The following is a 26,744-nucleotide window of genomic DNA, read 5'->3' on the forward strand; positions in this document are numbered from 1 at the left end:
AAAAATTTAAAGGAAAGAGAATGCGTAAAGTCACGTTAGCTTTTAGTGCAATTGCTTTAGCGTTAAGCTTAAATGGCGCAGCAATGGCCAAAGTACATCTGCCAGAAGTTGTTAGCCCAGGCGTTACCGTTGCACAACTTGCACAACAACAACCAATTCATTGGGTTTCTGTTGCTGATATTGAAAAAAGCCTTGCAGGTCAAGCACCGATGGCGGTTGGTTTTGATATTGATGACACCGTTCTGTTCTCAAGCCCAGGTTTCTACCGTGGTAAACTGGAATACTCTCCAAACGATTTCAGCTACCTGAAAAACCCAGAATTCTGGGATAAAATGAATAACGAGTGGGATAAATTCAGTATGCCTAAACAAGTCGGTATCGATCTTGTTCAGATGCACTTAAAACGTGGAGATACTGTTTATTTCATTACTGGTCGTACTAAAACTAAAACTGAGACTGTGACCAAATATGTGCAAGAAGGCTTAAACATTCCTGCTGATAAAATGCAGCCTGTTATTTTTGCTGGTGACCAACCTGGCGCAAATAACAAAGTAAGCTGGATGCGTGATCATAAACTGAAAATTTACTACGGTGATGCAGATGCAGATATTGCAGCAGCAGATGAGCTGAACATCCGTGGTATTCGTATTCTGCGTGCTGCTAACTCTTCTTACCAACCACTGCCAAAAGCAGGCCAGTTTGGCGAAGAAGTGGTTATCAATTCAGAGTACTAATCTTTACCCTTTGTTTACCTTTATTTGTAAGGCGTAGGAAACTGCGCCTTTTTCTATTTTAAAATACCTTCCATTTAAATAATCTTATTATCCATTCACAATTCTTTATTATTCATTAATAGCCTATTTTTAATTTGTCTGTTTTTTGTTCTTTTATTGTGTCTTTAATTAAATTATATATTTTGAATATAAAAACGGCTAAATAGTCTTTTTTTGATGAAATAAAATCAAATTTCTATCAGGGGCTTACAAAACTTTAAAAATATTAGTTTATTCCTATAAAACTCTTTTCCAAGCTCATCTAATATTCTAGGATACCAAAATAATAATAAGGAATGAGGGTAGAGGATTTATGGCGCACCAACCAATTAAAAGAGCAATCGCATATTCAGTTGTTATAGGTACACTCCTTTCTGGGCATTATGCAATGGCTACAGAAACAGAGTCAGAGTCAGTGACTTTATCTGCACCCGAAACAGAAAACACAACATTAGTTCCTGTGGCTAATGAAGCTATGCCAGCACCTGCAACTGTGGCAATGAATATTCCACAAGTGACCGAGTTAGAAGCAAGAACAAAACTGCAATCATGGTTTCCAACGGGGTATAAGCCGTTATATTTAACCCAGTTAGCGAAAGTTTACCAAGCAAATAACGTAGCATTAATCTGGCAAGATGAAAAAATAGTGCAACAATTACAGCAGCAAATTGCTGAAGTCGCTATTTCAGGTATTCAGCCCCAATTTGGGCAATGGTTAACACAATTAGGAGCGCCTGAATTAACAAAAGAAGCACGTGATGTTATTTTATCAGATGCTTTTTTAGGCTATATCAGTTTTGTTGAGCAAGTGAATAAATCAGGCATATCTTTACTGTATCGTGATGTGATGCAAACATTACCATCACCCACTGATAAATCAGTCGTGGAATTACAGCAAAATATCCAAAATAACACCTTAGGTAGTTTTGTTATTTCTTATGCACCATCTCATCCTTATTACAACTTAATGAAAGAAGAAGTGCGCAAGCAGTTACATAGCTCAGTTGTTTGGCCAGAAATGCAAGGAACAACATCATTAAAGCCAAATCAATCGTCACAAGAAGTTGTACCTCTAAGGCAGATTTTACGTAATTTAAGATTAATTCCTGAACTGGCTGCGAATGAGCAGGAAATAGCAACAACTGTTTATGATGCACCTTTAGTTGCGGCTGTTAAATTATTTCAAACTGCGCATGGGTTAGAGCCTGATGGGATTATTGGGCGACAAACTCGAGTGTGGTTAAATATGACACCGGCACAACGTGCGAGTATTATGGCATTAAATATTCAACGTCTTCGCCTGACACCTGCCATTGGAGATACAGGAATTTGGGTTAACATTCCTGATTTCTCACTCTATTTTTATGCCAATAACGAGCTTATTCTTGATTCAAAAGTCATTGTCGGTCGTCCTGATAGAAAAACACCGATTATGAGTAGTGCACTAAATAATGTTGTGGTTAATCCACCTTGGAATGTGCCAACAAGTATGACTCGTAAAGATATTGTACCTAGAGGTAAAGCAGATCCTAGTTACTTTAGTCGTAAGGGATATACCATTTATTCAGGGTGGGGGAATGATGCTTATCCTATTAACCCTTATGACATTGATTGGCAAAATATGAGCGCAAATAACTTCCCTTACCGAATTTGGCAGGCTCCGGGACCAACAAACTCATTAGGGCGTTATAAATTTAATATGCCAAATTCAGATGCGATATATCTGCATGACACACCAAACCATTCACTGTTCTCAAAAAATATGAGAGCAATAAGTTCAGGCTGTATTCGTGTTAATAAAGCGTCTGAACTTGCTTCAATTTTATTGGGTGATGCAGGATGGAAACAAGATAGAATTGATGCAGCATTAAAACGTGGTTCAACACAATATGCGCCAATTCCTGAACGTATTCCTGTTTATTTATATTATCAAACAGCATGGGTGGCTCAGGAAAATGCGCCTCAATATCGTGCAGATATTTATGGTTATGACAAAATTACTACTAATGCACAACCCTATTTAGAGAATATTAAGAAATACTTTTAATATAAATAAATATAAATTGAATAAAGGGCGGCTAATTCAGCTGTCCTTTATTTCTATATAAATCAATAAGATGAAAACTTTATCTTGCGATTATTAATAAGATAACTAAAAAATAGAATGAATTATAAAATATTTTTAAAATTTCTATTAAAAATAGAATGATAAAAAGAGAGATTAGTATAAATAACTAAATTTATAAAATTACTAATGGCGTTAAATTGAAACGAAGTGTTATTTACAATACTATACAAACTATAAGAAACAATTCGAGAAAAATATTGTCATAATAAAGGTTCTTCCTCCTGAAATAATTTGTTGAGTGCATATACTATGGATATCATCGATTCACATCGCCGTAAGTGGCTGGGGCTTGGTATGGCCGCAGTGGGGTTAGGGTTATTGCCTTCTCATGCATTTGCTTCATTAGCAACACCTCGTCCAAAAATCCTTCGCTTTAATAATTTAAATACCGGTGAAACTATTAAAGCCGAGTTTTTTGATGGAAAACGCTATAATAAACATGAGCTTGCTAAATTAAATCACCTTTTTAGAGATTATCGTCAAAACAAAATCAAAACCATCGATCCCGCACTGTTTGACCAAATCTATTTACTGCAAGTAATGCTTAATAACAATAAACCTGTTGAACTTATTTCAGGTTATCGTTCATTAGTAACTAATAATAATTTGCGCCAAAGCAGTAGTGGTGTAGCAAAGAAAAGTTATCATACACGCGGGCAAGCAATGGATTTTCGTTTAGTGGGCACGGATCTTTCTAAAGTTCGTCAAGTCGCATTAAGAATGAAAGCGGGTGGTGTAGGCTATTATCCAAGAAGTAATTTTGTGCATATTGATACAGGACCTGTCCGTACATGGTAATCTATTGATAATTAGATAATAGAGAGTGGAGTGATTCATGATGTATCACATTGTACCTGTGACAAATTATATGCAAAATTGCACCCTTATTTGGTGCGATGAGACGAAGGAAGCGGCAGTTGTTGATCCTGGTGGAGATGTCGAAACGCTAATTGCGGAAATAGAAGCACGCCAATTAACATTAACCAAAGTATTATTAACACACGGACACTTTGATCATATTGCAGGCACCTCTCAAATTGTCGAGCACTTCAATGTTCCTGTTTATGGCCCTCATAAAGATGATAATTTCTTATTAGAGGAATTAGAACAACAGTGTCGTATGTTTAATTTCCCTTGCGGAAAGTCATTTGTACCAGATCGCTGGTTAAATGAAGGCGATACCATCACAATCGGTAAAACAGTTTCGTTATCTGTTTTACACTGCCCAGGGCATACACCGGGGCATATTATTTTTGTAAATCATCAAAATAAACTTATCTCCATGGGAGATGTGCTATTCAAAGAAAGTATTGGTCGTACCGATTTCCCGCGTGGAAACCATGCTGATCTTATTGCTTCAATCAAAAATAAAGTCTTACCTTTAGGCGATGATTATCTGTTTATTCCGGGACATGGCCCTATGTCTAATTTAGGGCATGAGCGTCAATTTAACCCTTTCTTACAAGATGAAATGCCAATCTGGTGATTTTCACGAATATAAGTAAACAAATGAAAGCTCTTTATTATAAAGAGCTTTTTGTATCAGTAAAAAATGTGATTTGTATTTTTATCGATCTAAACAAAAATGCCACGTTGTTAATAACGTGGCATTTATCTTAATTACACTTTAGAAGGTAATTAGAGTACTGCAACAATGGCTTCACATAGTGGAACCATATTCTCAAGGGTTAAACCTGCAACGTTAATACGACCAGACCCCACGATATAAATACCGTATTCAGCACGTAAACGCTCAACTTGTTCTTTATTTAAACCACTAAATGAGAACATACCATTTTGGTCGATAATAAAGCTAAAGTCTTGCTTAGCACCTTTTTCTTGCAGCGTGGTTACTAACAGTTGACGCATACGCTGAATACGTTCACGCATGGTTGTTAGCTCTTCAATCCACTCTTCTTTTAACTCTGGGTTAGAAAGAATAGTTGTTACTACAGAAGCACCGTGTGCTGGTGGATTTGAGTAGTTTGCACGAATAATTGCTTTTGCTTGGCTAAAGGCTTTTTCAGCAGTGTCACTGTCTTTGGTGACAATGGTACATGCACCTACACGTTCATTGTAAAGACCGAAGTTTTTAGAATATGAACTTGCAACAATAAGCTCAGGATTTTTTTCTGCAAAAAGGCGTAAACCTTGTGCATCTTCTTCAAGACCACGAGCAAAACCTTGGTATGCAAAGTCAAAAACAGGCAACCAGCCTTTTTCTGCGGATAGTTCAGCTAATTGACGCCATTGTTCTTCAGTTGGATCAATACCGCTTGGGTTATGACAGCAACCGTGGAACAGAACAACATCACCTGCTTGAGCTTTAGCAAGGCTTGCTAGCATGCCTTCAAAATCTAACCCATGATTTTCTGCATCGTAATAATCATAATTGCAGATCTCAAGACCCGCAGTTTGGAAAATATTATTATGGTTAGGCCAAGTTGGATTACTTATCCAAACACGTTTTGCAGTGGTTTGTTGAGCAATAAAATCAGCAGCAATACGTAATGCACCTGTACCACCTGGGGCTTGAGCTGTGCGTGCGCGTTTTTCAGAGATAATAGGATGTTGTTCACCAAACAAAAGTGCTTGGGTCACATTGCCAAATTCAGGGATACCGCTAATAGGAAGGTAGTTTTTAGTGGTTTCGTTTTCTAACAGGTATTTTTCTGCTTTCTTAACTGTGGTTAAAACAGGGGTTTTACCTGTTTCATCCTTGTAAACACCAATCCCTAAGTTAATTTTGTTTTCACGAGGATCAGAACGGAAACTATCAGCTAAACCCAGAATAGGATCGGCTGGTGCAGCAATGATTTTCTCAAACATAGTGTAATTGTTCCCTAAGCTCAAAACGAAGCCGAAATATGAGTATCAAGAGTAACGCTATGAGGCCTTTTTGCCAACTGTTTGTAGATAAATTAACAAGAAGTTGTGAACTAAGTGAGAATAAATAGCAAATCAAGATGTAAATAAGTGAATATCCTGTGATTACATTAACATGTAAAAATAATCACTAAAAAGACATAATTGTTTAGTATGATAAACTTTTTGAGATTATTAAAAATAAAGAAGTTAGGATATTTTTCATTGAATAAATAAACAGATCTACTGCAAATGCAAAAATAAAAAGAAAGAAAATATTAAGAATAAGAAGAAAAAAGCGAGCTAAATAACAAGAGATTAAGATTGGAAGTAAGGGGACAAATAAAAAAGCAACACCGAAGTGTTGCTTTTCAAATCAATTAACTTGACTGTTTAATTACCTAAGCGGTAATTAGAACTGATAAGTCAGACCTAAACCAACTACGTTGTCGTCGTTGATGCCCAGTTTGTTATCAGATTTCAGCAGGTTGATTTTGTAATCAACAACTGCAGTCATGTTTTTGTTAAATTTGTAGAAAGAACCTACAGAGATATATTTAACTAAATCTTCGTCATTTACACCGTTAACATCTAAGTCTTTACCTTTAGATTGAACATAACCTAAAGATGGTTTCAGACCTAAATCAGCAAAGTCATACTGCGCAGTTAACTCAATGTTTTGAGTTTTGTTAGCAATGCCTTTATTGAAGCTAGTCATGTTACGGGTTTCACCGTACATAGCTGCTAAGTAAACATTGTTAGCTGCAAATTTAGCACCGGCGTTCCATGCTTCTGCACGAGAACCTTTAGCAGTGCTGTTATCTTGCTGCCAAGAAGTACGAGCAGAGTTTGAATAACCACCACCCAGAGTTACGCCCCAGCCTAAGTTATAAGCTGTAGAGAAACCGAAGCCGTCACCATTAGCTTTTTTACCATCACGATTGTTGATAGTATTTTCGTTGTTTTTGCCTTGGTATTGCAGAGCAAAGTTCAGGCCATCAACATAACCGAACATATCAGTATTACGGTAAGTTAAAACACCAGTAGTACGGCTAGTCATGTAAACGTCAGTTTGTGCCATGGAGTCGCCACCAAATAAAGGTAGAACGTCTGTCCATGCGTTGGTGTCGTAAATTACACCGTAGTTACGACCATAGTCTAGTGAACCGTAGTCAGCAAATTTAAAACCTGCGTAAGCAAAACGAGCACGTGAATCAGTATCACCTTCAGCATTGCTAGTACGAATTTCGTATTCAAAACGACCAAAACCAACTAAATCTTTATTGATTTGAGTTTCGCCTTTGAAGCCGATACGTGCACGAGAACCGTCACCGTCTTCACCTGAGTCTTTATCAGCGAAGTAATGACGAACGTCAACTTTACCGTAGATGTCTACTTTGTTGCCGTCTTTGTTGTACATTTCAGCTGCGTTTGCTGCACCAGCAAACATTAACGCTGGGATTACCACTGCAAGAAGATTGCGCTTCATCATTATTATTACCCTCATTGGTGTTATTCAGACACCTTTGCCACTGCCAGAAATAGTTTCTTAATTTTTATGGAACTATTTATGAGAGTTAAGTGTCGTCTGTGTCGGGTGACAGTGTTCCATTGGTAAAAAATTTTATCTACCCCCAATTTGCTACAAAAACGAAAAAAGTGTAACAAATTGTAACTATGTATTTCAAAGTGTGTATTTTGGGGAACTTTTGAATTAAATAACAGCCATGCATAAAAAAAGCCAACCTTGAGGTTGGCTTCTTCACTTAAGTAAAACTAGTACAATAAAACAGCAATGCAAATTTCCAGTAGAATACTAATTAATCACTAAATTAAAAATCTGCATTTCTTGGTGTACGTGGGAATGGAATAACTTCACGAACGTTTGCGACGCCGGTCACATAAGCAACTAAACGTTCAAAACCTAAACCAAATCCTGAATGAGGTACAGTGCCATAACGACGCAGGTCACGATACCACCAGTAGTCTTCTTTGCTCATTCCCATTTCGTCTAAACGTTTATCAAACATATCTAAACGCTCTTCACGTTGAGAACCACCGATGATTTCACCAATGCCTGGTGCTAATACGTCCATCGCTGCAACTGTTTTACCGTCTTTATTCATACGCATATAGAATGCTTTGATATCTTTCGGGTAGTTTTTCACAACAACAGGTGCTTTAAAGTGTTTCTCTGCAAGATAACGCTCATGCTCAGAAGATAGGTCAACACCCCAATAAACTGGGTTTTCAAATTTCTCACCACAGTTTTCAAGCACAGTGACTGCATCGGTATAATCGATTTGAGCAAAATCAGAAGTGATAAAGTTCTCTAAGCGTGAGATAGCATCTTTATCGACACGTTGTGCAAAAAACTCCATATCATCTTTACGCTCTGCTAATACGGCTGCAAAGGTGTATTTCAGCATTTTTTCGGCAAGTGCTGCGATATCGTTAAGATCAGCAAATGCCACTTCAGGCTCAACCATCCAGAATTCAGCAAGGTGACGACTGGTATTTGAGTTTTCAGCACGGAATGTTGGACCGAAAGTATACACTTTGCTTAATGCAGAGGCGTAAGTTTCACCATTTAGCTGACCAGAAACAGTTAAAAACGCTTCACGGCCAAAAAAGTCTTCACTGAAATCGACTTCGCCTTTATCTGTACGTGGCAGATTGTTCATATCTAATGTAGAGACACGGAACATCTCACCCGCACCTTCTGTATCAGCCGCTGTGATAAGTGGCGTAGAAACCCAGAAGAAGCCTTGTTCATCGAAGAAACGATGTAGTGCTTGTGCTAATGTGTGACGAACACGAGCAACTGCACCAATTAAGTTAGTACGAGGACGAAGGTGAGCAACTTCACGTAGGTACTCAATACTATGACGTTTGGCGGCCATCGGATAAGTTTCCGGATCATCGACCATTCCTACCACAACAACATTGGTGGCTTGAATTTCAAAGTTCTGTCCCTGGCCCGGAGATTCAACAATTTTACCGGTGACTTCCACAGAACAGCCTGTGGTTAAGTGCAGCACTTCATCTTGATAATTCGGTAAATTATTATTAATGATGGCCTGTACTGGATTAAAGCAGGAACCGTCATAGACGGTAAGAAATGAGATACCAGCTTTTGAATCTCTTCTTGTACGTACCCAACCGCGAACGGTGACGTCTTCGCCAACCGCGATACGGCCTTGCAGTACGTCGACTACAGGCGCAACGATCATAAATAAATCTCTCTTCGTTTAATTAAAATAATTGTTTGGTTAATTCATTCTGCCCCTGTCGGACAGTTTTTCTATGTTACTTGCAATAGCGCAGGAAACAAGTAGGAAATTTTAGTTTAAAGAGTCAATAAAGAAGAGAAAAGCTTTTGTATAAAATAAATTGATAAAAATAGATGAAATATTGACGAAAGTAGCGGTTATGGCAGAGGTATAACAAAAGAAAGGGCAATTATTACCCTTTCTTTTATTTATAAAGATTTTTCGTTAATTAACAGGCTTGTTTAACCAAAGGAACATCAAAGGCTTTGCGTAGCTTGTCAACAAAGTCATTGTCGTCACAAATAGTTTTACCTGGACTATCTGATAATTTAGCAACTGGCTTACCATTACACTCCACCAGCTTAATCACAATATTAAGCGGTGTGATTTCAGGAATGTTACAAGTAAGTCGAGTACCAATACCAAAGATCAAACGAATACGCTTATGGAAATGTTTATAAAGTACCAGTGCTTTTTGAAAATCGAGACTATCAGAAAAGACTAACACTTTACTCATTGGGTCAATGCCCAATTTTTCGTAATGCGCGATCGCTTTTTCACCCCATTCAATTGGATCGCCAGAGTCGTGACGTAAACCTTGGTAACTCTCTGCAAAGGCTTTATCAAAATCGCGTAAAAACGCATCCATTGTAATGCAATCTGTTAATGCAATACCTAATTGATCTGGATATTCATCTAGCCAAGACTGCAAGGCGGCGCGCTGACTGTTTGCCAGTTCAGGGCTAATCTGCTGATGAGCTTGAAACCACTCGTGAGCTTGTGTACCTACTGGGGCTAATTGCATCCGTTCAGCTAAATGATAGTTACTTGTACCAATAAGATAAGGAAAATGATTTTTCAGCTCATCCACAATGGCACACTGCACATCATAAGAAAAACGGCGACGAGTACCAAAATCCATCAACTTGAAATCAGCTAAGTCAATCTGTTGCTCAGCAGCATCACGGTAGAAGATATCAATTAATTTACGTAGTTGATTAACTGCATCGTCAGGAGTGACTTGAGGCGAGCGAGCACGATGTACAATTTCACTCACTAAAGCCAACAAAGGAACTTCCCATAGAATAACTTCACGCCAAGGGCCTGTTATTCTGATCGTCAGTTGGTTTTCAGGTGTTGTTGAAATTTGGACTTGTTCTGGTTTAAAGCGAAAATGCTTAAACCATTGCAGATAGTCATTTTTGAAAAAGGGGAGACTCTGAAGATAGTCAAATTCTTCATTCGTTAATGACAGGTCTGCCATCATATTAACTTGATGGCGTAAGGTTGTTGCATATTCACCTAGACGTTCATCACTCCGACAGCGGAACTCAGCAACGACAGGAATATCACTATAATGGTGGTAAACCGCTTGTTGCATGTGGAGCTTATATGCATCGGTATCCAACAGTGATGTAATAATCGGTGTAGCGTCTAAAATCATAGCGCGTCAAGCATCCTCACGGAGCGTTTTTATGTCTGCTAAATCGTTAAGGTTGGAGAGTATACCCGAATATGACGACAAAGCGTCACTATTCAACAATATTTCTCTGCGACATAAAAACAAGCTGTAAAACTTAGATGAGTTTACCACGTTAAACATAATTTGGGAGTATATTAGCATCATTTACCAAATAAATTGATTACATGTATTAATAAATTATTAACATTCTGTTGACTTTTAATGTTTTCAATTGAATATTCGACTGGCTAAACAGATTTTTGACGAGTAAGCTTTGGTAATATAACCGTTAAATAGTCGTGTTAACTAAAAGGTTTTTTTCTATGACACAACAAAGAATCGCGAAATTTCGCAAAGATTATCGTACCCCTGACTACACAATCACCGATTTACATCTTGATTTTATCTTAGATAAAGAAAACACTCAGGTTACCGCGATCAGCCAATGTAAACGTCTAAACTCAAATGCAACAGCATTAGTATTAGATGGTGAAGACTTAAGATTAAAATCAATTGCAGTAAATGATGTTGCTTGGACACACTATAAAGAAGAAAACGGCAAACTCATCATTGAACAATTGCCAGAGCAATTTACATTAAAAATTGTTAATGAGATTAATCCATCGGCTAATACAGCATTAGAAGGGCTATATGTTTCTGGTGATGCGTTATGTACACAGTGCGAAGCTGAAGGTTTCCGCCATATTACCTACTATTTAGATAGACCGGATGTGTTAGCTCGTTACACCACAACAATTACGGCAGACAAAAAACAGTATCCTTATTTATTGTCAAATGGTAACCGTATTGCACAAGGTGAACTTGATGATGGTCGTCATTGGGTAACATGGGAAGATCCACATCCAAAACCAAGTTATTTATTTGCAGTAGTGGCGGGTGACTTTGATGTATTACGAGATACTTTTATCACCAAAAGTGGTCGTGAAGTCGCTTTAGAGCTTTTTGTTGATAAAGGTAATTTAGATCGTGCTGATTGGGCAATGACATCATTGAAAAATGCGATGGCATGGGATCAATCTCGCTTTAATTTAGAATACGATCTCGATATCTATATGATAGTCGCTGTTGACTTCTTTAATATGGGTGCGATGGAGAATAAAGGACTGAATGTCTTTAACTCTAAATATGTACTAGCAAAAAGTGAAACGGCAACTGACAAAGATTATTTAGGTATTGAGTCTGTTATTGGTCATGAATATTTCCATAATTGGACTGGTAACCGCATCACTTGTCGTGATTGGTTCCAATTAAGTCTAAAAGAAGGTTTAACGGTTTTCCGTGATCAAGAATTTAGCTCTGATTTAGGCTCTCGCTCTGTTAATCGTATCAATAATGTACGAGTGATGCGTACCGCACAGTTTGCAGAAGATGCAAGCCCAATGGCGCATCCAATTCGTCCTGATAGCGTGATCGAAATGAACAACTTCTATACTTTAACAGTATATGAAAAAGGTTCAGAAGTGATCCGAATGATCCACACCTTATTAGGCGAAGAGCAATTCCAAGCTGGCATTCAAATGTATATTCATCGTCATGATGGTAGTGCTGCAACTTGTGACGATTTTATTCAAGCAATGGAAGATGCCTCTAATGTTGATCTGACTTTATTCCGTCGTTGGTATAGCCAATCAGGTACGCCACAACTGACAGTTCGTGATAGTTATGATGCTAATAAAAAGCAATACACTTTAACTGTTAGTCAAATGACGCCACCGACAGCGGATCAAACTGAAAAACAGCCATTACATATTCCATTAGATATTGAATTGTATGATAGCAAAGGCAATGTGATCCCACTGCGTTCACAAGGTCAAACTATTTCTAATGTATTAAATGTGGTACGTGAAGAGCAGCAGTTTATCTTTGACGATGTACCAGAACAACCGATCCCATCTTTATTACGTGAATTCTCTGCGCCTGTAAAACTTGACTACCCATTTACGGATGAACAACTCTCTTTCTTAATGAAATATGCACGTAATGCATTTTCACGTTGGGATGCAGCCCAAGCATTATTAGGTCGCTATATAAAAGAAAATGTTGCTCGAGCTCAAAAAGGTGAAACCTGCATTTTGCCTGAAATGGTGGTTGATGCTTTCCGTGCAGTATTACTTGATAAAGATATTGATCCGGCATTAGCTGCACTTATTCTGACATTACCAACAGATGTTGAAGCGGGTGAATCATTTAGTATTATTGATCCTGTTGCCATCCATAAAGCGCTTGGTTTTATTCGTAAAACACTGGCAACTGAAATGGCCGATGAATTTTCTGCTGTTTATCATTCAATGCATATTGGTGCTTATCGTGTTAATCATGATGATATTGCAAGACGTGATTTACGCAATGTTTGCTTAGGTTATTTAGCAGTTGAAAATGAACAAACAGGCAACAAACTTGTTGATGCGCAATATCACAATAGCGATAACATGACCGACGCACTTGCCGCACTTAGCGCGGCTGTAATGGCTCAGTTACCTTGCAAAGATGCGTTATTACAAGAATTCGATGATAAATGGCATCAAGACGGTTTAGTGATGGATAAATGGTTTAGTTTACAAGCCATGAGCCCAGCAACAGATGTGTTACAGACAGTACGTAGTCTGTTATCTCATCGCTCATTTACACTTGCAAACCCTAACCGTACTCGTGCGTTAATTGGTGCATTTGTAAATAATAACCCAGTTGCTTTCCACGCTGAAGATGGTTCTGGTTACTTATTATTGACAGAAATTCTGACTGACTTAAATAGCCGTAATCCACAAGTTGCATCACGTCTTATTGAGCCGTTTATCCGCCTCAAACGTTATGATGCAACACGCCAAGAAAAAATGCGTACAGAGTTATTAAAACTGAAAGAACTTGAGAATTTATCAGGTGATTTATATGAGAAAATCACCAAAGCTTTAGCTGATTAATATTACGTTTTATATCACTTTATGAGTGAGTGAATAGTATAAAATCAGCATGATAATTAGATCCCCAGCATAGTCTGGGGATTTTTTATAGCGAATTGTGAAATTGAAACGTTTACTTTTCGTGCTTTTATCTATATGATGCACGACGCTTAAATTGTCGTAGACATATCATTCCTAATACCCGATATTCTCAATGGAGATCGTATGTATTATTCCTTAGTAAGGAAGGCATTGTTTCGGCTAGATCCTGAACGTGCCCATGATTTTACCTTCCGTCAGTTAAAACGTTTATCTCATTCCCCATTTCAATTTCTTATTCAGCAGTCACTTCCTTCAAAACCCGTTTCCTGTATGGGACTCTCATTTAAAAATCCACTTGGTCTTGCTGCCGGGCTTGATAAGAACGGTGATTGTATAGATGCATTGGGTGCAATGGGATTTGGTTTTATTGAAGTAGGTACAGTGACACCTCGTCCTCAAGTAGGAAATGACAAACCTCGTTTATTTCGCTTAGTGGAAGCTGAAGGCTTAATTAACCGAATGGGCTTTAATAACCTTGGTGTCGATAACTTAATTGAAAATGTAAAACAATCTCGTTATGGTGGCGTACTGGGTATTAATATCGGTAAAAATAAAGATACCCCAGTAGAGCAAGGTAAAGATGATTATCTGATTTGTATGGAAAAAGTCTATGCTCATGCCGGTTATATCGCAATCAATATCTCGTCACCAAATACCCCCGGTTTGCGTACTCTACAATACGGTGAAGCATTAGACGATCTGCTATCAGCAATTAAAAATAAACAATTAGAGTTGCAAGGAAAATACCAAAAATATGTTCCTGTCGCTGTTAAAATTGCACCTGATTTAACACATGAAGAATTAATTCAAGTTGCAGATAGCTTAGTCCGTCACCATATTGATGGTGTTATTGCGACAAATACCACATTAGATAAATCATTAGTCAGTGGATTAGATCACTGTAATGAAGCAGGGGGATTAAGTGGTCGCCCAGTACAATCAAAAAGTACACAAATAATTCGCCAATTAAATGAAGAATTAAAAGGTGCATTACCTATAATTGGTGTTGGTGGAATTGATTCATTAACAGCAGCCAGAGAAAAAATGGACGCTGGCGCTTCTCTTATTCAAGTCTATTCAGGATTCATTTATCAAGGTCCTGCACTTATCAAATCTATAATTAATCATATCTAAATACATTTAATAATGAGTTAGGGGCTTTTCTTCTGTCCCTAACTCGTTTATATTGCCCCTAGTTGGTTATTTTTTATTAAATTGCACTGATTGTGCTTAATTAATAGTAAAATGAATCCTGTTTTTGTTAGGTGATATTAAATATTTTATTTAGGTCATTTAATTTTGATTTTTTATCAGAGTATAAAACAGGGAATGAATCGAAGGGGGATTAATTAGTGATAATAAAACCCGATGATCGCTGGCGTTGGTATTTTGATGTTGAGCAACAAAAATTAATGCTTGATTTAGCAAATGGTATGGTTTTTCGTTCCCGCTTTCCAAGCAAAATGTTGAGTGAGAGTGCTCGACAATCAGCATCTTTTACCGTCGATGATGCGGCTCTTTATTATGGATACGATGAGCAAATTCGACAAATAGATATGCCATCAGAATCAAGAGCTGAATTAGCTTTAAATGCATTAATAGCCCATCGCTTTTTAAAGCCGCTGATGCCTAAGAGTTGGTATTTTGAAGTTAACAATAATCAAATCAACCCTTATTTATCTCAAGTGGTAGAAGCTTCATTAAAAGAAGAAGGCGAAACAGCTCTTTTTTTAGTGACTGAAGTGGGGGCTCAAGCTTGTTTATGTTTATTAGCTCAACCGCAGTTAACATTATTTGATAGAACACTTAATTTTTGTGACCCAATAAAAATTATGAATGACAGGTTAAGCGATTATCATAAAGAGTCAGAGTCAGAGTCAGAGTCAGAGTCAGGATCATTTTTGTACGAGAAAGTTATTTAACAAAAAGAGTAAAAAGGACTTACTCTTTTTATCGTTACTCATTATTTATAACATTCTAAAAACAAATTCACGCCAAACAAAACTCCCTAAAATCAAATCCTCATTACTCTCTTTCTGTATCTTTTTTCTAGAAACAAATAAATAAGTTTATTGATAATTCATCATTGATTTTTTAATAAGATAATTCTTATTAAATAAACTATTTTATTTAAAATAAAAAAGAAGGTAAGGGCAAATTACCTTCTTTTAATTTGTGATAAAGATAAGTGTTATTTTTTATTAAGTGAAAGTTTGACATTACCGTTAGGAATACAGCTACAGGCTAAGATTTTACCTGAGCGTTTAATTGCGCCAGCTTTTAATGCATTAACATCGCCTTCATCCAATTGGATAACACAAGAGCCACAAAGGCCAGCTCGGCAACTATAAGGAATGGTATAACCATTATTTTCAAGCTGCTCTAACAGAACTTCTTGGTTATTACCTTCAAAAACCTCGCCGTTAAATTCAATACTGACAGTCAGTTCTTGTGTGTTTTCAATGATAGGCGCTGATTGTGTTTCAACAGGTGCTGTTACAAGATATTGTTTTGCTTCTTTATAAGCTAATACCTCAACAGCATCTCCCACACGAATAATACCCGTTTGACGAATGATGACATTTTGACCAAAATCGACATCGCCGGTTTCATCACTACGGAATGTTTGCAGTGTTGCGAGTGGTTCTGTGTTAGGATGTTTCACGCCTTTATCAATACTAATTGTAGTCATGATGCAACGGCTACAAGGTTTCATCAGATCCATCACAACAGCGCCAACACGGATAGTTTGCCAAGTATCTTCTTCAAAAGGCTTTGCACCTGTTACGAGGATATTACCTCGAAATTGCTCAATATTAATTGAAGCTGGGCAACGCTGTTGTAAGTATTGAAATGAGGCTTCATTAATCAATAAGTAAGGGTAGCCATCAGCAAAAGAAACAGCGGTTTCTGGATTTTTTTTCACTCGGCGTGTCGATTTTTCGCCAGTCCAACGAAGTTGAACATCCATTTTTAAATAACGACTGAACCACTGATTTATTTCATCTGGTGCCACATACGCGGTAAAATGGTTGCCCCAAACTTCTGTCGGTTGCAATGTGGTCTCAAAATCTTGATAGGTGATAGCAATACCTTCACCATCAGGTGCTTGAATATAAATACCATTTGCCATGACAGTGGGAATAAAACACAGCAAAACGGGAAATTTTCGTGCGGTGATAAACGTCCCTTCAGGGGTGGTTATCATAAAATCGCGATCAAACGTGAATCCGCTCTCACGAGCAAACGCATGAGAAAGTCGAATTCCCTTCATTGATTTAACTGGGTGTATATAAAGGCGTGAAACGTTGATCATCGGTGCTCCCAAAAGACATTATTATTTTTTATAGCCAGTAACTTTATGACAACGTAATACAATTAGCTATAATGCCCAACAATTTTATTTTAGGTGGTAACAATATTATGCGCTCTCTGTTTGCCAGCACAGGCCGAGGTCTGGAAGAACTATTAAAATCTGAACTTGAACACCTTGGTGCTCAGGCTTGCCAGATAACTCAAGGCGGTGTTTATTTTCGTGCTGATGATAAAACCATGTATCAGTCTTTACTTTGGAGTCGTTTAGCGTCGCGCATTATGTTGCCGTTAAATGAGTTCAATGTTTATAGTGATCTAGACTTATACCTTGGTGTGCAGGCAATTGACTGGAGTGAGATTTTTACTGTTGATCAGACTTTTGCTATCCATTTTAATGGCACGAATGACATTATTCGTAATAGCCAATATGGTGCATTAAAAGCGAAAGATGCCATTGTTGACTCATTCCAACGTAAAATAGGGCAACGTCCAGATGTGGCTAAACAATCTCCTGATATTCGCTTAACCATTCATCTTCATAAAGAAAAAGCCTCGCTATCTTTAGATCTAAGTGGCGATGGTTTACATCAGCGCGGCTACCGTGACTTAACAGGGCAAGCACCTTTAAAAGAGAACTTAGCTGCCGCAATTATTATGCGTTCAGGCTGGAAAATTGACACACCACTGATCGACCCAATGTGTGGCTCAGGGACGTTATTAATTGAAGCTGCAATGATGGCGACTGATTGTGCTCCAGCATTAAATCGTGTGCATTGGGGATTCCGTCATTGGCTAGGTCACGATGAAGCGTTATGGAAAGAAGTGACCCATGAAGCCTTTGCCCGTTTCCGTGAAGGTAAAAAGAATACCACGGCGCGTTTCTATGGTTTTGATGTTGATAAGCGCGTATTGGATATGGCAAGAGCCAACGCACGCAGAGCCGATGTTGCTGAACTGATCACATTTGCTCACGGTGATGCGGCTAAATTGACAAACCCTGTTTCAGCAGAAATCAAAGGGACAATTATCAGCAACCCACCGTATGGTGAACGCTTAGAAAGTGAACCAGCATTAATTGCACTTCACAGCCAATTAGGAAGAGCAGTAAAAGCACACTTCCCGGGTTGGAGATTGTCACTATTTAGTGCATCACCTGAGTTGTTAAGTTGCATTCAATTACGTGCTGAACGAGAGTTCAAAGCAAAAAATGGTCCACTAGATTGTGTACAAAAGAACTATTTACTTTCTGATACACCATCAACGATTAACACTGGACTTGCGGAAGATTTTGCAAATCGTTTACGTAAAAATGAGAAAAAACTCGCGAAATGGGCAAAACAACAGCAAATTGAATGTTATCGTTTATACGATGCTGATTTACCTGAATATAATGTTGCTGTGGATCGTTATGGCGATAAAGTGGTTATCCAAGAGTATGCGCCACCTAAAACAGTTAATGAGCACAAAGCTCGCCAGCGTTTATTCGATGTGATTAGTGCCACAATGGAAGTACTGGCATTACGTTCTGATCAACTGATTTTAAAAACCCGCCAACGTCAAAAAGGCAAACAGCAGTATGAAAAAATGGCTGAAAAGGGTGATTTCTTCTTAGTTGATGAATTTGGTGCAAAATTCTGGGTAAACTTAACAGATTATCTTGATACAGGATTGTTCTTAGATCATCGTATTGCACGAAAAATGCTAGGTGAAATGAGCAATGGAAAAGATTTCTTAAACCTCTTTGCTTATACCGGTACTGCATCTGTACACGCTGGGATTGGTGGTGCAAAAAGCACGACGACAGTTGATATGTCACGTACCTACCTTGAATGGGCTGAGAAAAACTTCCAAGCAAATGGCCTATCAGGTAGACAACATCGTTTAATGCAGGCTGATTGTTTACAATGGTTAATGCAAAGTAATGAACAATTTGATGTGATCTTTATTGATCCACCTACGTTTTCTAACTCAAAGCGTATGGAAAATACCTTTGATGTTCAACGTGATCATATTCAATTGATGAAACATCTAAAACGTTTGTTGAGAAAAGGGGGAACAATTATGTTCTCAAATAACAAACGTGGATTCAAAATGGAACATGAAGAGTTAGCAAAAATTGGGTTGTGTGCAAAAGAGATAACACAGAAAACATTATCACAAGACTTTGCACGTAACCGCCAAATTCACAATTGCTGGCTGTTAACTCATGCTGGTGAGGAATAATTTACAATGCCGTTAATTAGTTTGACAGGGGCTTATTTATCTTTCAGTGATGCCCCACTATTAGATAGCACCGATTTATTTATTGAAGAAAATGAGCGAGTTTGTTTAGTTGGGCGTAATGGTGCAGGTAAATCAACACTATTAAGAGTGTTATCTAAAGAGCAACCTTTAGATGACGGTCAAGTTGTTTATGAGCAAGATCTTGTGACTGCTCGCTTACAGCAAGATCCTCCAAGAGATATTGAAGGCACTATCTTTGATTTTGTTGCTGAAGGTGTTGAAGAAGATGCTAAATATCTAACGGATTATCACCATATTTCTAAACTGATTGAGACAGATCCTTCTGATAAAAACCTCAATAAAATGGCAGAGCTACAAGAAGTACTTGATAGCCGTAATTTGTGGTTGCTTGATAGCCGAATTGCAGAAGTGCTAGAAAAACTTGGTTTAGATGGTGAAGCTGAGCTTTCTTCTTTATCAGGTGGTTGGCTAAGAAAAGCAGCCTTAGGGCGCGCGTTAGTCAGCGCACCAAGAGTGCTATTTTTAGATGAACCAACAAACCACCTTGATATTGAAACGATCCTTTGGCTTGAAAAGTTCTTAAAAGATTTTCAAGGAAGTATCGTATTTATTTCCCATGACCGTTCATTTATTCGTAATATGGCAACGCGTATTATCGATCTTGATCGAGGAAAACTTTCTTCATGGCCGGGAAATTACGATAAGTATCTTGAAAGCAAAGAAGAAGCATTGCGTGTTGAAGAGCAACAAAACGCAGAGTTTGATCGTAAATTAGCGCAAGAAGAAGCGTGGATACGCCAAGGCATTAAAGCACGACGTACTCGTAACGAAGGTCGTGTAAGAGCATTGAAAGCATTACGTGTTGAACGTAGTGAACGCCGTGAAGTGTTAGGCAGTGCACGTATGCAAGTCGAAGAAGCTACGCGTTCTGGTAAAATTGTATTCGAGTTAGAAGATGTTAATTATAGTATTGGAACCCGCAAGTTAGTTCGTGATTTTTCTGCCAAAGTACAACGTGGCGATAAAATTGCACTGGTGGGGCCGAATGGTTGCGGTAAAACCACTTTATTGAAACTTATGCTAGGCGATTTAAAAGCAGACAGTGGGCGAGTTCATTGTGGTACTAAGCTTGAAGTTGCTTATTTTGATCAGCACCGTGCAACACTTGATCCTGATAAAACAGTGATGGATAACCTTGCTGAAGGTAAGCAAGAAGTGATGGTAAATGGTCGCCCTCGCCATGTACTTGGTTATTTGCAAGACTTTTTATTCCCACCTAAACGTGCAATGACGCCTGTTCGCGCACTTTCAGGCGGTGAGAGAAACCGTCTATTGCTAGCACGTTTATTCTTAAAACCAAGTAATTTGCTTATTCTCGATGAGCCAACCAATGATCTCGATGTTGAAACATTGGAATTACTAGAAGAACTCGTTGATGCTTACCAAGGCACTGTTTTACTGGTTAGCCATGACCGTGAATTTGTTGATAATAGTGTTACTGAGTGTTGGATCTTTGAAGGTGATGGTGTTATTAACAGCTACGTTGGTGGATATTTTGATGCTCAGCAACAAAGAGCACAGTCGGTTTCACTAAAGAGTGAGGCAAAAAAATCACGTAACGTACCAGAAAAAGCTGAAAAAGAAGCAAAAGTGAAAGATAGCTCTAAAAAGAACACTCGCACTAACAAGTTAAGTTATCATTTGACGCGAGAACTTGAGCAACTTCCTGCAAAATTAGAAAGCTTAGAAACGCAGTTAAGTGCGTTACAAGAAGAAGTGAGTGGGGCAGATTTCTTTACCCGTCCTCATGAAGAGACTGAAAAAGTCTTAAAGGCACTTGCAGATAAAGAACAAGAGCTTGAAACTGCTTTTGATAGATGGCAAGAGCTAGAATTGATGCAAAACGGCGAATAGCCAACCGAAAACGGGGCATCAAGCCCCGTTTTACTTTCTAGATTAAATATTCTTTTATTGATTATTCTAAATAAGAGGTGTCGCTGTGTGCTCTGGTCAACAACATCGTCATGAACATAAACATGAGCAAATATTATGTCCTCAGTGCGATCTGGTGGTCAGTGTTCCTCAATTAGCACAAGGAACAAAAGCAACATGCCCTCGTTGCCATACAGTATTAACTGCACGTTGGCGCCAACCTTTTTATCAACCTGTCGCATTAGCAATTAGTGCATTATTTATGTTGCTGATGGCAAGCCAGTTTACCTTCGTGAGTATGGAGGTGGCGGGTATCACCAGTAATGTCACACTGATGCAAATCCCAACAGTTATGTTTAGTGAAAATTACGTCGAATTAGGCGCACTTTTCCTACTGTTTGTCCAAATTGTGCCCGCTTTTTGTATGGTGGCAATCTTACTTCTTTGTACACCTATTCAATTACCTAGAAAGCTACAAATTTGGTTATCACGTATTTTATTCCAATTAAAATCGTGGTGTATGGCAGAGATTTTTCTTGCGGGAATTTTAGTTAGCTTTGTAAAATTAATGGCTTATGGTGATATTGGACTAGGACTCAGTTTCCTGCCTTATGTGCTTTATTGTTTATTTCAAATTCGAGCATTCCAGTGCCTTGATAGACATACTTTATGGGAAAAATTAGAACCTCGTCCAAATTATCCTGATATTGAATCAGGTAAGTCTGGGTTAAAACAAGGGGTTAGATTATGTCGTTCATGTACGGCAATTTTACCCGCAGATCAATATGAATGTAGCCGTTGTGAAGTGAAAGGACATGCAAGAAGACCTAAAAGTTTACAATGGACAGTCTCTTTGTTGATTACGTCATTAATTCTTTATATCCCCGCTAATTTATTACCCATCATGGTCACTGAATCTTTAGGTAATAACATTTATTCAACCATTATGGCTGGGGTTATTTTGTTATGGGAAGATGGCTCTTACCCTGTCGCAATGGTGATATTTATTGCCAGTATTATGGTACCAAGTTTAAAAATGCTCGCTATTGCTTGGTTATGTTGGGATGCGCATAAATCTAATGGAAAAAGAGATCCTGCTAGAATGCATTTTCTTTATGAAGTTGTTGAATATGTAGGGCGTTGGTCGATGATTGACGTCTTCGTAATTGCTGTTTTAGCTTCATTAGTCAGAATGGGACGTCTGATGAGCATCTATCCTGATTTTGGAGTGGTGCTATTTGCATTGGTAGTAGTGTTAACTATGTTCTCTGCAATGATGTTTGATCCTCGGTTGACGTGGGATAAGTGTACAACCGATGATGATAAACCCACGATTAAGGAGCCTAAGGGTGACTGAAAAGAATGAAACTGCTTTAACTGAAGCAAAAATTAACAAGCTAAAAAGCTGGTCTCCAGTTTGGATCATACCACTTGTCACCTTACTGATTGGTGCGTGGATACTTTATTATCATTTCAGCCATCAGGGTCCAGAAGTTACATTAATTACCTATAATGCAGATGGCATTGAAGCGGGTAAAACCAAAATTAAAAGTCGTAGTGTAGATATTGGTCTAGTTGAAAGTGTCACGCTCGATAGTAATTATAGTCGCGTTATTATCACGGCTCGCCTTGATAAAGGAATGAAAGAGTTATTACGCGCGGATACTGCATTTTGGGTTGTAAGGCCTCAAGTCGGTAAAGAAGGTGTAACGGGTTTAGGAACCTTGCTTTCTGGTGCTTATATAGAGCTACAGCCGGGATTGAAAGGTAAAGAAGAAGATGAATTTAATCTTCTTGATTCACCACCGTTAGCTTCGCCAGATGCAAAAGGTATTCGAATTAATTTAGTCAGTGAAAGAGCTGGCCAATTAAATGCGGGTGATCCTGTTTTATTCAGAGGTTATCAAGTCGGTTCTGTTGAAACCAGTGAATTTAATATTGATAGCCGAGACATGCATTATCAACTCTTTATCAAAGCACCTTATGACAAAATGGTGACATCGAATGTTCGATTCTGGAAAGATTCTGGTATCGCTTTTGATATGTCTTCATCGGGTGTGCGTGTTGAGATGGCATCACTCTCTACACTCTTTAGTGGTGGTGTTAGTTTTGATGTTCCTGCGGGATGGATACCAGGTGATCCTATTGCACCTAAAACAGAATTTAAACTTTACGATAATGAAAAGAGTATTCAAAACTCGTTGTATACTGATTATCGTAGCTACATCATGTTCTTCTCTGATTCTGTAAGAGGATTACAAGCAGGAGCTCCAGTAGAATTCCGTGGAATTCGCATGGGAACGGTTGTACAAGTACCTTATTACACTAAAGGTATGCAACAATCGCTGGATAAAGATTTTCGTATTCCCGTACTTATCCATGTTGAACCAGAACGTTTCGCCAATGATGTTGGTGAGAGTTTCGACTTCGTTAAAGAAATAGCCTCCGCTTCTAATAATGGATTAAGAGCATCACTGAAATCAGGTAACCTTTTAACTGGCGCACTTTATATTGATCTTGATTTCTATCCTGATGAAACTCAATGGAAAGGCCCACAAGAAGTTGCTGGTTTCCAACAAATTCCGACAGTTGGCTCTGGTTTAGCACAAATTCAGCAAAAAGTGATGACATCACTGGACAAGATCAACAATCTTCCTGTTGAACCAATGCTTAAAGAGATGACAGCAACATTATCTGAAAGCCAAAAAGCCGTCAGTGAAGCTAAAGAAACATTGAAGTCATTGAATGCCATGATTGGTAGTGATGAATTTAGAAATCTTCCTAATGATATTCAGCAGTCATTGAAAGAGATCAATCGCAGTATGCAAGGCTTCCAACCAGGCTCTCCTGCATACGGAAAAATGATTGATAATATGCAACAGCTTGATCAAGTGTTAAGAGAGATGCAGCCTTTATTGAAAACATTGAACAATAAGAGCAACGCATTGATTTTTGAAGCGAAGGAAGGTAAAGATCCAGAACCAAAGAGGGCTGAAAAATGATGAAATACATCATTGGGATATTTGTATTGATGTTAACGGCATGTTCAAGTCAGACTAATAAAACGTATTATCAGTTGCCTGATGTTTATCAAGGTGGCGTATCAGAACAAGTCTCAGTAACACAATCAGCTAAGAAGCCTCAAATTTGGGTTCAGCCGATCCGTTTATCTAATATGCTAGTCAATGCTGGAATTGTTTATCAAACGACAGATATTAACTATACCGTTGCTAATCAGCACCTATGGATTAACCCACTTGATCAGCAATTACAACAGAACCTTATTTCAGGTTTAACAAAAGCATTACCGAGTACAGTGGTTGCTAATCAACCTGTTGAAGATAATTTAGCGAAATTAACAGTCACGGTTAATTACTTTCAAGGTCGTTATGATGGGCAGGTAATTATTTCGGGTGACTGGATTTATACTGAAAACAATAAAGTGATTAATCAGCCATTTTCTTTAGTTTTAACGCAAACAGAAGATGGTTATCCAGCTTTAGTGCGTACATTAGGACAGGGATGGGAGCAAGTTGTTTCTGATATAGCGAAAGCAATTCAAGCTCAATACTAACTGACTTAGCATTACGTTTATTCAAACCCAATATTCTCTTAAATTGTGTTTAAGTTGAATATTGGGTTTTGTTTGTTAAAAAATAAAGGAAACAATATGTTAGAAATCCTTAAAAAGAAATATCCCACTGCGATCAGTTGGTCATTTGGTGATAATGCTCAGTTAGCGGATGAGTTAGCTATGCTGGTGGTAGAAGGAAAAAAAACGGCAACGTGTAGCTCATTAAATGGCTTTTTTAGTGACAGCGTTATTCCTGTTATTGGGGGATTTAGTATTATTCTAAACAGTCAAAATGAGCCCGTTTGCGTTATTCGAACACGTTCTTTGCAGTTAATCCGATTTAATGAAATCACGGAAGAATTGGCTAAGAGAGAGGGGGAAGGAGATTTAAGTTTGGCGTATTGGCAAGAAGGGCATAAAGATTTCTTTAATCGAGAAGGCCATTTTTCAGAAGATATGGAGTTGGTATTTGAAGAGTTTGAATTAATAGAAGTATGTAAGAGGTGTTAATAGCCTCTTTTATTTTCAATAATAGCTAATTCCTTAATAAAACAAAGGTAATTAAAAAGAGTTTTCTACAAAAAAATAAAAATAGAGCAAAAATCATATTTATAAATCAAGTCTTATATTGACATAAATTTAAATAAAAACATCATTTTATCTTATTTAATTTATTGGTTTTATAAGATGAAACTAAAAAATTTATTTTTTATTTCTTGGTTTTTTATAACATATCAATAGCTTATTGATATAATATATTCAAATAACTAGCTAGTACTTCAATTAAAATATTAAATAAAATAAATGATAATGATGGTTATTAAACTTGCGATTAGCTCAACATCACAAATATGACATTTGTATTAACTTCTTTACTTGCTTAAATGCTCAATAAAGCGTATCAATTTATAGTGGTTGTTGAAAAAACAATCATTATCTTTCCGCTTAAACTTAGAACGTGAGGGTTGTCTAGATATGAAAAGACAGAAACGAGATCGTTTAGCAAGAGCATTATCGAAAGGTTATCAAGCTGGTATGCAAGGCCGTTCAAAAGAACTTTGCCCTTATTTCGCCATTGATGCGCGTTCACATTGGCTTGGAGGTTGGCGACAGGCCATGGAAGATCGCCCGAGTCTGGTAAAATAAATAACCCGTCGTAGTGAAATAGATAATAGCTTATTTTTAGTTCTATTAAATATTATCACTAAGATTTTACCGACAATCAAAACGAGGGTTATTTATATACATTCCTATGTACACATTGAGCATAGGACAATTTGAGTATAAATAACAAACAATCAATTTGGATATAAAAAGGCTTACATATTTTGTAAGCCTTTTTACGTTATCTTATCATTACTTTTTTAATTTTGTTTTATGAAAACTTTTGCGTAAGCGAAAACCATAAATAGTAAGAAAAATAGCAAGAATTCTATGCGCGTGCTTTATAACCAATCAATTTGTTATAAAGGGAAAATAGACTATTGGAGTAGATAAAAAATACCGTGTACTTTATATTACACGGTATTTCTATAATAGATTCAGATTTTTATCGAACTTAGAATGCAGTTGTATCTTTAAATAAGCCAACTTTTAAGTCTTTTGCTTCATAAATCAGCTTACCATCAACATACACTTCGCCATCGGCGATACCCATAATCAGTTTACGATTGATAACACGTTTGAAATCAATTTTATAGGTAACTTTTTTTGCTGTTGGTAATATTTGTCCGGTGAATTTAACTTCACCAACACCAAGTGCACGGCCTTTACCTTCACCACCAAGCCAGCCAAGATAGAAGCCAACAAGTTGCCACATAGCATCTAGGCCTAAGCAACCTGGCATAACAGGATCATTGACGAAGTGGCAATCAAAGAACCATAAATCTGGCTTGATATCGAATTCTGCTTCGATAAAGCCTTTATTATGGGTGCCGCCATCTTCTGTCATTTTAATGATGCGATCCATCATTAGCATATTACCAGATGGCAGTGGTGGGCCATCTTGGCCAAATAATTCACCACGGCCTGAAGCAATGAGGTCTTCTTTAGAATAAGATTCGCGTTTATCAACCATTGTCTATATAGCCTTTATCAAGTGTAAGATAACAGAATAGCTTACACTTGTACGCTGAACAACTCCGATCACTTGAAACAGA

The 26,744-nt window shown here is 37.7% G+C and carries 20 protein-coding genes; 14 read left to right on the forward strand and 6 right to left on the reverse strand.

Translation table 11 applies throughout. The features are described from left to right. The first annotated feature begins 20 nt into the window (after nt 1–20). The 4 genes from aphA to C0T34_RS07125 all read left to right on the forward strand — a co-directional run bounded on the left by aphA (nt 21) and on the right by C0T34_RS07125 (nt 4,387). Nucleotides 21–734, forward strand: coding sequence for an acid phosphatase AphA (gene aphA / locus C0T34_RS07110; protein ID WP_109849915.1), 714 nt, complete (start codon nt 21–23; stop codon nt 732–734). 352 nt (nt 735–1,086) lie between these two features. Next, the gene (gene ldtD, locus C0T34_RS07115; RefSeq protein WP_109849916.1) at nt 1,087–2,820 is read left to right on the forward strand and encodes a L,D-transpeptidase; all 1,734 of its coding nucleotides are present in this window, start codon (nt 1,087–1,089) and stop codon (nt 2,818–2,820) included. A gap of 330 nt (nt 2,821–3,150) precedes the next feature. Further along, on the forward strand, nt 3,151–3,699 hold the full coding sequence (locus C0T34_RS07120) for a YcbK family protein (protein WP_098943710.1): 549 nt from the start codon (nt 3,151–3,153) through the stop codon (nt 3,697–3,699). A gap of 37 nt (nt 3,700–3,736) precedes the next feature. After that, a complete protein-coding gene (locus C0T34_RS07125) occupies nt 3,737–4,387 on the forward strand; it encodes an MBL fold metallo-hydrolase (RefSeq protein WP_109849917.1) in 651 nt (216 codons plus the stop codon). A gap of 152 nt (nt 4,388–4,539) precedes the next feature. Here the strand turns inward: C0T34_RS07125 and C0T34_RS07130 are convergent, their stop codons facing one another. The 4 genes from C0T34_RS07130 to pncB form a co-directional block, all read right to left on the reverse strand. Further along, nucleotides 4,540–5,730: an amino acid aminotransferase gene (locus tag C0T34_RS07130; RefSeq protein WP_098943708.1), complete on the reverse strand. Its 1,191-nt coding sequence runs from the start codon at nt 5,728–5,730 to the stop codon at nt 4,540–4,542. Nucleotides 5,731–6,178: 448 nt separating this feature from the next. Beyond that, nucleotides 6,179–7,258, reverse strand: a complete 1,080-nt coding sequence (locus C0T34_RS07135) for a porin (protein WP_098943707.1) — start codon at nt 7,256–7,258, stop codon at nt 6,179–6,181. A gap of 340 nt (nt 7,259–7,598) precedes the next feature. Then, the gene (gene asnS, locus C0T34_RS07140) at nt 7,599–8,999 is read right to left on the reverse strand and encodes an asparagine--tRNA ligase (protein ID WP_098943706.1); all 1,401 of its coding nucleotides are present in this window, start codon (nt 8,997–8,999) and stop codon (nt 7,599–7,601) included. A 268-nt stretch (nt 9,000–9,267) separates the two neighbouring features. Continuing rightward, nucleotides 9,268–10,482, reverse strand: coding sequence for a nicotinate phosphoribosyltransferase (gene pncB, locus C0T34_RS07145; protein WP_098943705.1), 1,215 nt, complete (start codon nt 10,480–10,482; stop codon nt 9,268–9,270). A gap of 341 nt (nt 10,483–10,823) precedes the next feature. On the opposite strand from pncB, the gene pepN reads away from it, so the two are divergent. From pepN to C0T34_RS07160, 3 genes are all read left to right on the forward strand, one after another. Beyond that, nucleotides 10,824–13,439 carry an aminopeptidase N gene (gene pepN / locus C0T34_RS07150; RefSeq protein WP_109849918.1) on the forward strand — a complete coding sequence of 872 codons (2,616 nt, stop codon included), beginning with the start codon at nt 10,824–10,826 and terminating at the stop codon, nt 13,437–13,439. Between the two features lie 204 nt (nt 13,440–13,643). Next, nucleotides 13,644–14,654, forward strand: a complete 1,011-nt coding sequence (gene pyrD, locus C0T34_RS07155; protein ID WP_036912193.1) for a quinone-dependent dihydroorotate dehydrogenase — start codon at nt 13,644–13,646, stop codon at nt 14,652–14,654. A gap of 218 nt (nt 14,655–14,872) precedes the next feature. Further along, nucleotides 14,873–15,442 (forward strand): cell division protein ZapC, encoded by a 570-nt coding sequence (locus tag C0T34_RS07160; RefSeq protein WP_109849919.1) that lies wholly within the window; start codon nt 14,873–14,875, stop codon nt 15,440–15,442. A gap of 269 nt (nt 15,443–15,711) precedes the next feature. On the opposite strand, the gene C0T34_RS07165 is transcribed toward C0T34_RS07160, so the two are convergent. Continuing rightward, on the reverse strand, nt 15,712–16,836 hold the full coding sequence (locus C0T34_RS07165) for a YcbX family protein (protein ID WP_109849920.1): 1,125 nt from the start codon (nt 16,834–16,836) through the stop codon (nt 15,712–15,714). A gap of 107 nt (nt 16,837–16,943) precedes the next feature. On the opposite strand from C0T34_RS07165, the gene rlmKL reads away from it, so the two are divergent. The 7 genes from rlmKL to rmf all read left to right on the forward strand — a co-directional run bounded on the left by rlmKL (nt 16,944) and on the right by rmf (nt 25,731). Then, nucleotides 16,944–19,058 carry a bifunctional 23S rRNA (guanine(2069)-N(7))-methyltransferase RlmK/23S rRNA (guanine(2445)-N(2))-methyltransferase RlmL gene (rlmKL, locus tag C0T34_RS07170; RefSeq protein WP_109849921.1) on the forward strand — a complete coding sequence of 705 codons (2,115 nt, stop codon included), beginning with the start codon at nt 16,944–16,946 and terminating at the stop codon, nt 19,056–19,058. Between the two features lie 6 nt (nt 19,059–19,064). Then, nucleotides 19,065–20,993 (forward strand): ABC transporter ATP-binding protein, encoded by a 1,929-nt coding sequence (locus C0T34_RS07175; RefSeq protein WP_098943701.1) that lies wholly within the window; start codon nt 19,065–19,067, stop codon nt 20,991–20,993. A gap of 85 nt (nt 20,994–21,078) precedes the next feature. After that, complete coding sequence (gene pqiA, locus C0T34_RS07180) at nt 21,079–22,368, forward strand: membrane integrity-associated transporter subunit PqiA (protein ID WP_098943700.1); 1,290 nt, start codon at nt 21,079–21,081, stop codon at nt 22,366–22,368. Continuing rightward, a complete protein-coding gene (gene pqiB / locus C0T34_RS07185; RefSeq protein ID WP_098943699.1) occupies nt 22,361–24,013 on the forward strand; it encodes an intermembrane transport protein PqiB in 1,653 nt (550 codons plus the stop codon). The genes pqiA and pqiB overlap by 8 nt, the downstream gene beginning before the upstream one ends. Continuing rightward, the gene (pqiC, locus tag C0T34_RS07190) at nt 24,013–24,585 is read left to right on the forward strand and encodes a membrane integrity-associated transporter subunit PqiC (protein ID WP_098944100.1); all 573 of its coding nucleotides are present in this window, start codon (nt 24,013–24,015) and stop codon (nt 24,583–24,585) included. The genes pqiB and pqiC overlap by 1 nt, the downstream gene beginning before the upstream one ends. A gap of 96 nt (nt 24,586–24,681) precedes the next feature. Beyond that, complete coding sequence (locus C0T34_RS07195) at nt 24,682–25,095, forward strand: ASCH domain-containing protein (protein ID WP_098943698.1); 414 nt, start codon at nt 24,682–24,684, stop codon at nt 25,093–25,095. 465 nt (nt 25,096–25,560) lie between these two features. After that, nucleotides 25,561–25,731 (forward strand): ribosome modulation factor, encoded by a 171-nt coding sequence (gene rmf / locus C0T34_RS07200; RefSeq protein WP_023581348.1) that lies wholly within the window; start codon nt 25,561–25,563, stop codon nt 25,729–25,731. A gap of 412 nt (nt 25,732–26,143) precedes the next feature. Here the strand turns inward: rmf and fabA are convergent, their stop codons facing one another. Next, entirely contained in the window at nt 26,144–26,662 is a 519-nt protein-coding gene (gene fabA, locus C0T34_RS07205) for a bifunctional 3-hydroxydecanoyl-ACP dehydratase/trans-2-decenoyl-ACP isomerase (RefSeq protein ID WP_023581351.1), read from the reverse strand. Nucleotides 26,663–26,744 lie beyond the last annotated feature (82 nt).

Origin of the sequence: Proteus sp. CA142267 (assembly GCF_003336825.1) — a bacterium.
In the GTDB taxonomy this organism is placed as follows: domain Bacteria; phylum Pseudomonadota; class Gammaproteobacteria; order Enterobacterales; family Enterobacteriaceae; genus Proteus; species Proteus terrae.

Excerpts from the sequence above, each read along its gene's own strand:
- C0T34_RS07120 (WP_098943710.1), top strand. The coding sequence starts at position 3,151 with ATGGATATCATCGATTCACATCGCCGTAAGTGGCTGGGGCTTGGTATG.
- rlmKL (WP_109849921.1), top strand. The coding sequence starts at position 16,944 with ATGCGCTCTCTGTTTGCCAGCACAGGCCGAGGTCTGGAAGAACTATTA.
- C0T34_RS07125 (WP_109849917.1), top strand. The coding sequence starts at position 3,737 with ATGATGTATCACATTGTACCTGTGACAAATTATATGCAAAATTGCACC.
- C0T34_RS07195 (WP_098943698.1), top strand. The coding sequence starts at position 24,682 with ATGTTAGAAATCCTTAAAAAGAAATATCCCACTGCGATCAGTTGGTCA.
- pqiC (WP_098944100.1), top strand. The coding sequence starts at position 24,013 with ATGAAATACATCATTGGGATATTTGTATTGATGTTAACGGCATGTTCA.
- rmf (WP_023581348.1), top strand. The coding sequence starts at position 25,561 with ATGAAAAGACAGAAACGAGATCGTTTAGCAAGAGCATTATCGAAAGGT.
- pncB (WP_098943705.1), bottom strand. The coding sequence starts at position 10,482 with ATGATTTTAGACGCTACACCGATTATTACATCACTGTTGGATACCGAT.
- ldtD (WP_109849916.1), top strand. The coding sequence starts at position 1,087 with ATGGCGCACCAACCAATTAAAAGAGCAATCGCATATTCAGTTGTTATA.
- C0T34_RS07165 (WP_109849920.1), bottom strand. The coding sequence starts at position 16,836 with ATGATCAACGTTTCACGCCTTTATATACACCCAGTTAAATCAATGAAG.
- aphA (WP_109849915.1), top strand. The coding sequence starts at position 21 with ATGCGTAAAGTCACGTTAGCTTTTAGTGCAATTGCTTTAGCGTTAAGC.
- C0T34_RS07175 (WP_098943701.1), top strand. The coding sequence starts at position 19,065 with ATGCCGTTAATTAGTTTGACAGGGGCTTATTTATCTTTCAGTGATGCC.
- pyrD (WP_036912193.1), top strand. The coding sequence starts at position 13,644 with ATGTATTATTCCTTAGTAAGGAAGGCATTGTTTCGGCTAGATCCTGAA.
- C0T34_RS07135 (WP_098943707.1), bottom strand. The coding sequence starts at position 7,258 with ATGATGAAGCGCAATCTTCTTGCAGTGGTAATCCCAGCGTTAATGTTT.
- pepN (WP_109849918.1), top strand. The coding sequence starts at position 10,824 with ATGACACAACAAAGAATCGCGAAATTTCGCAAAGATTATCGTACCCCT.
- asnS (WP_098943706.1), bottom strand. The coding sequence starts at position 8,999 with ATGATCGTTGCGCCTGTAGTCGACGTACTGCAAGGCCGTATCGCGGTT.
- fabA (WP_023581351.1), bottom strand. The coding sequence starts at position 26,662 with ATGGTTGATAAACGCGAATCTTATTCTAAAGAAGACCTCATTGCTTCA.
- C0T34_RS07130 (WP_098943708.1), bottom strand. The coding sequence starts at position 5,730 with ATGTTTGAGAAAATCATTGCTGCACCAGCCGATCCTATTCTGGGTTTA.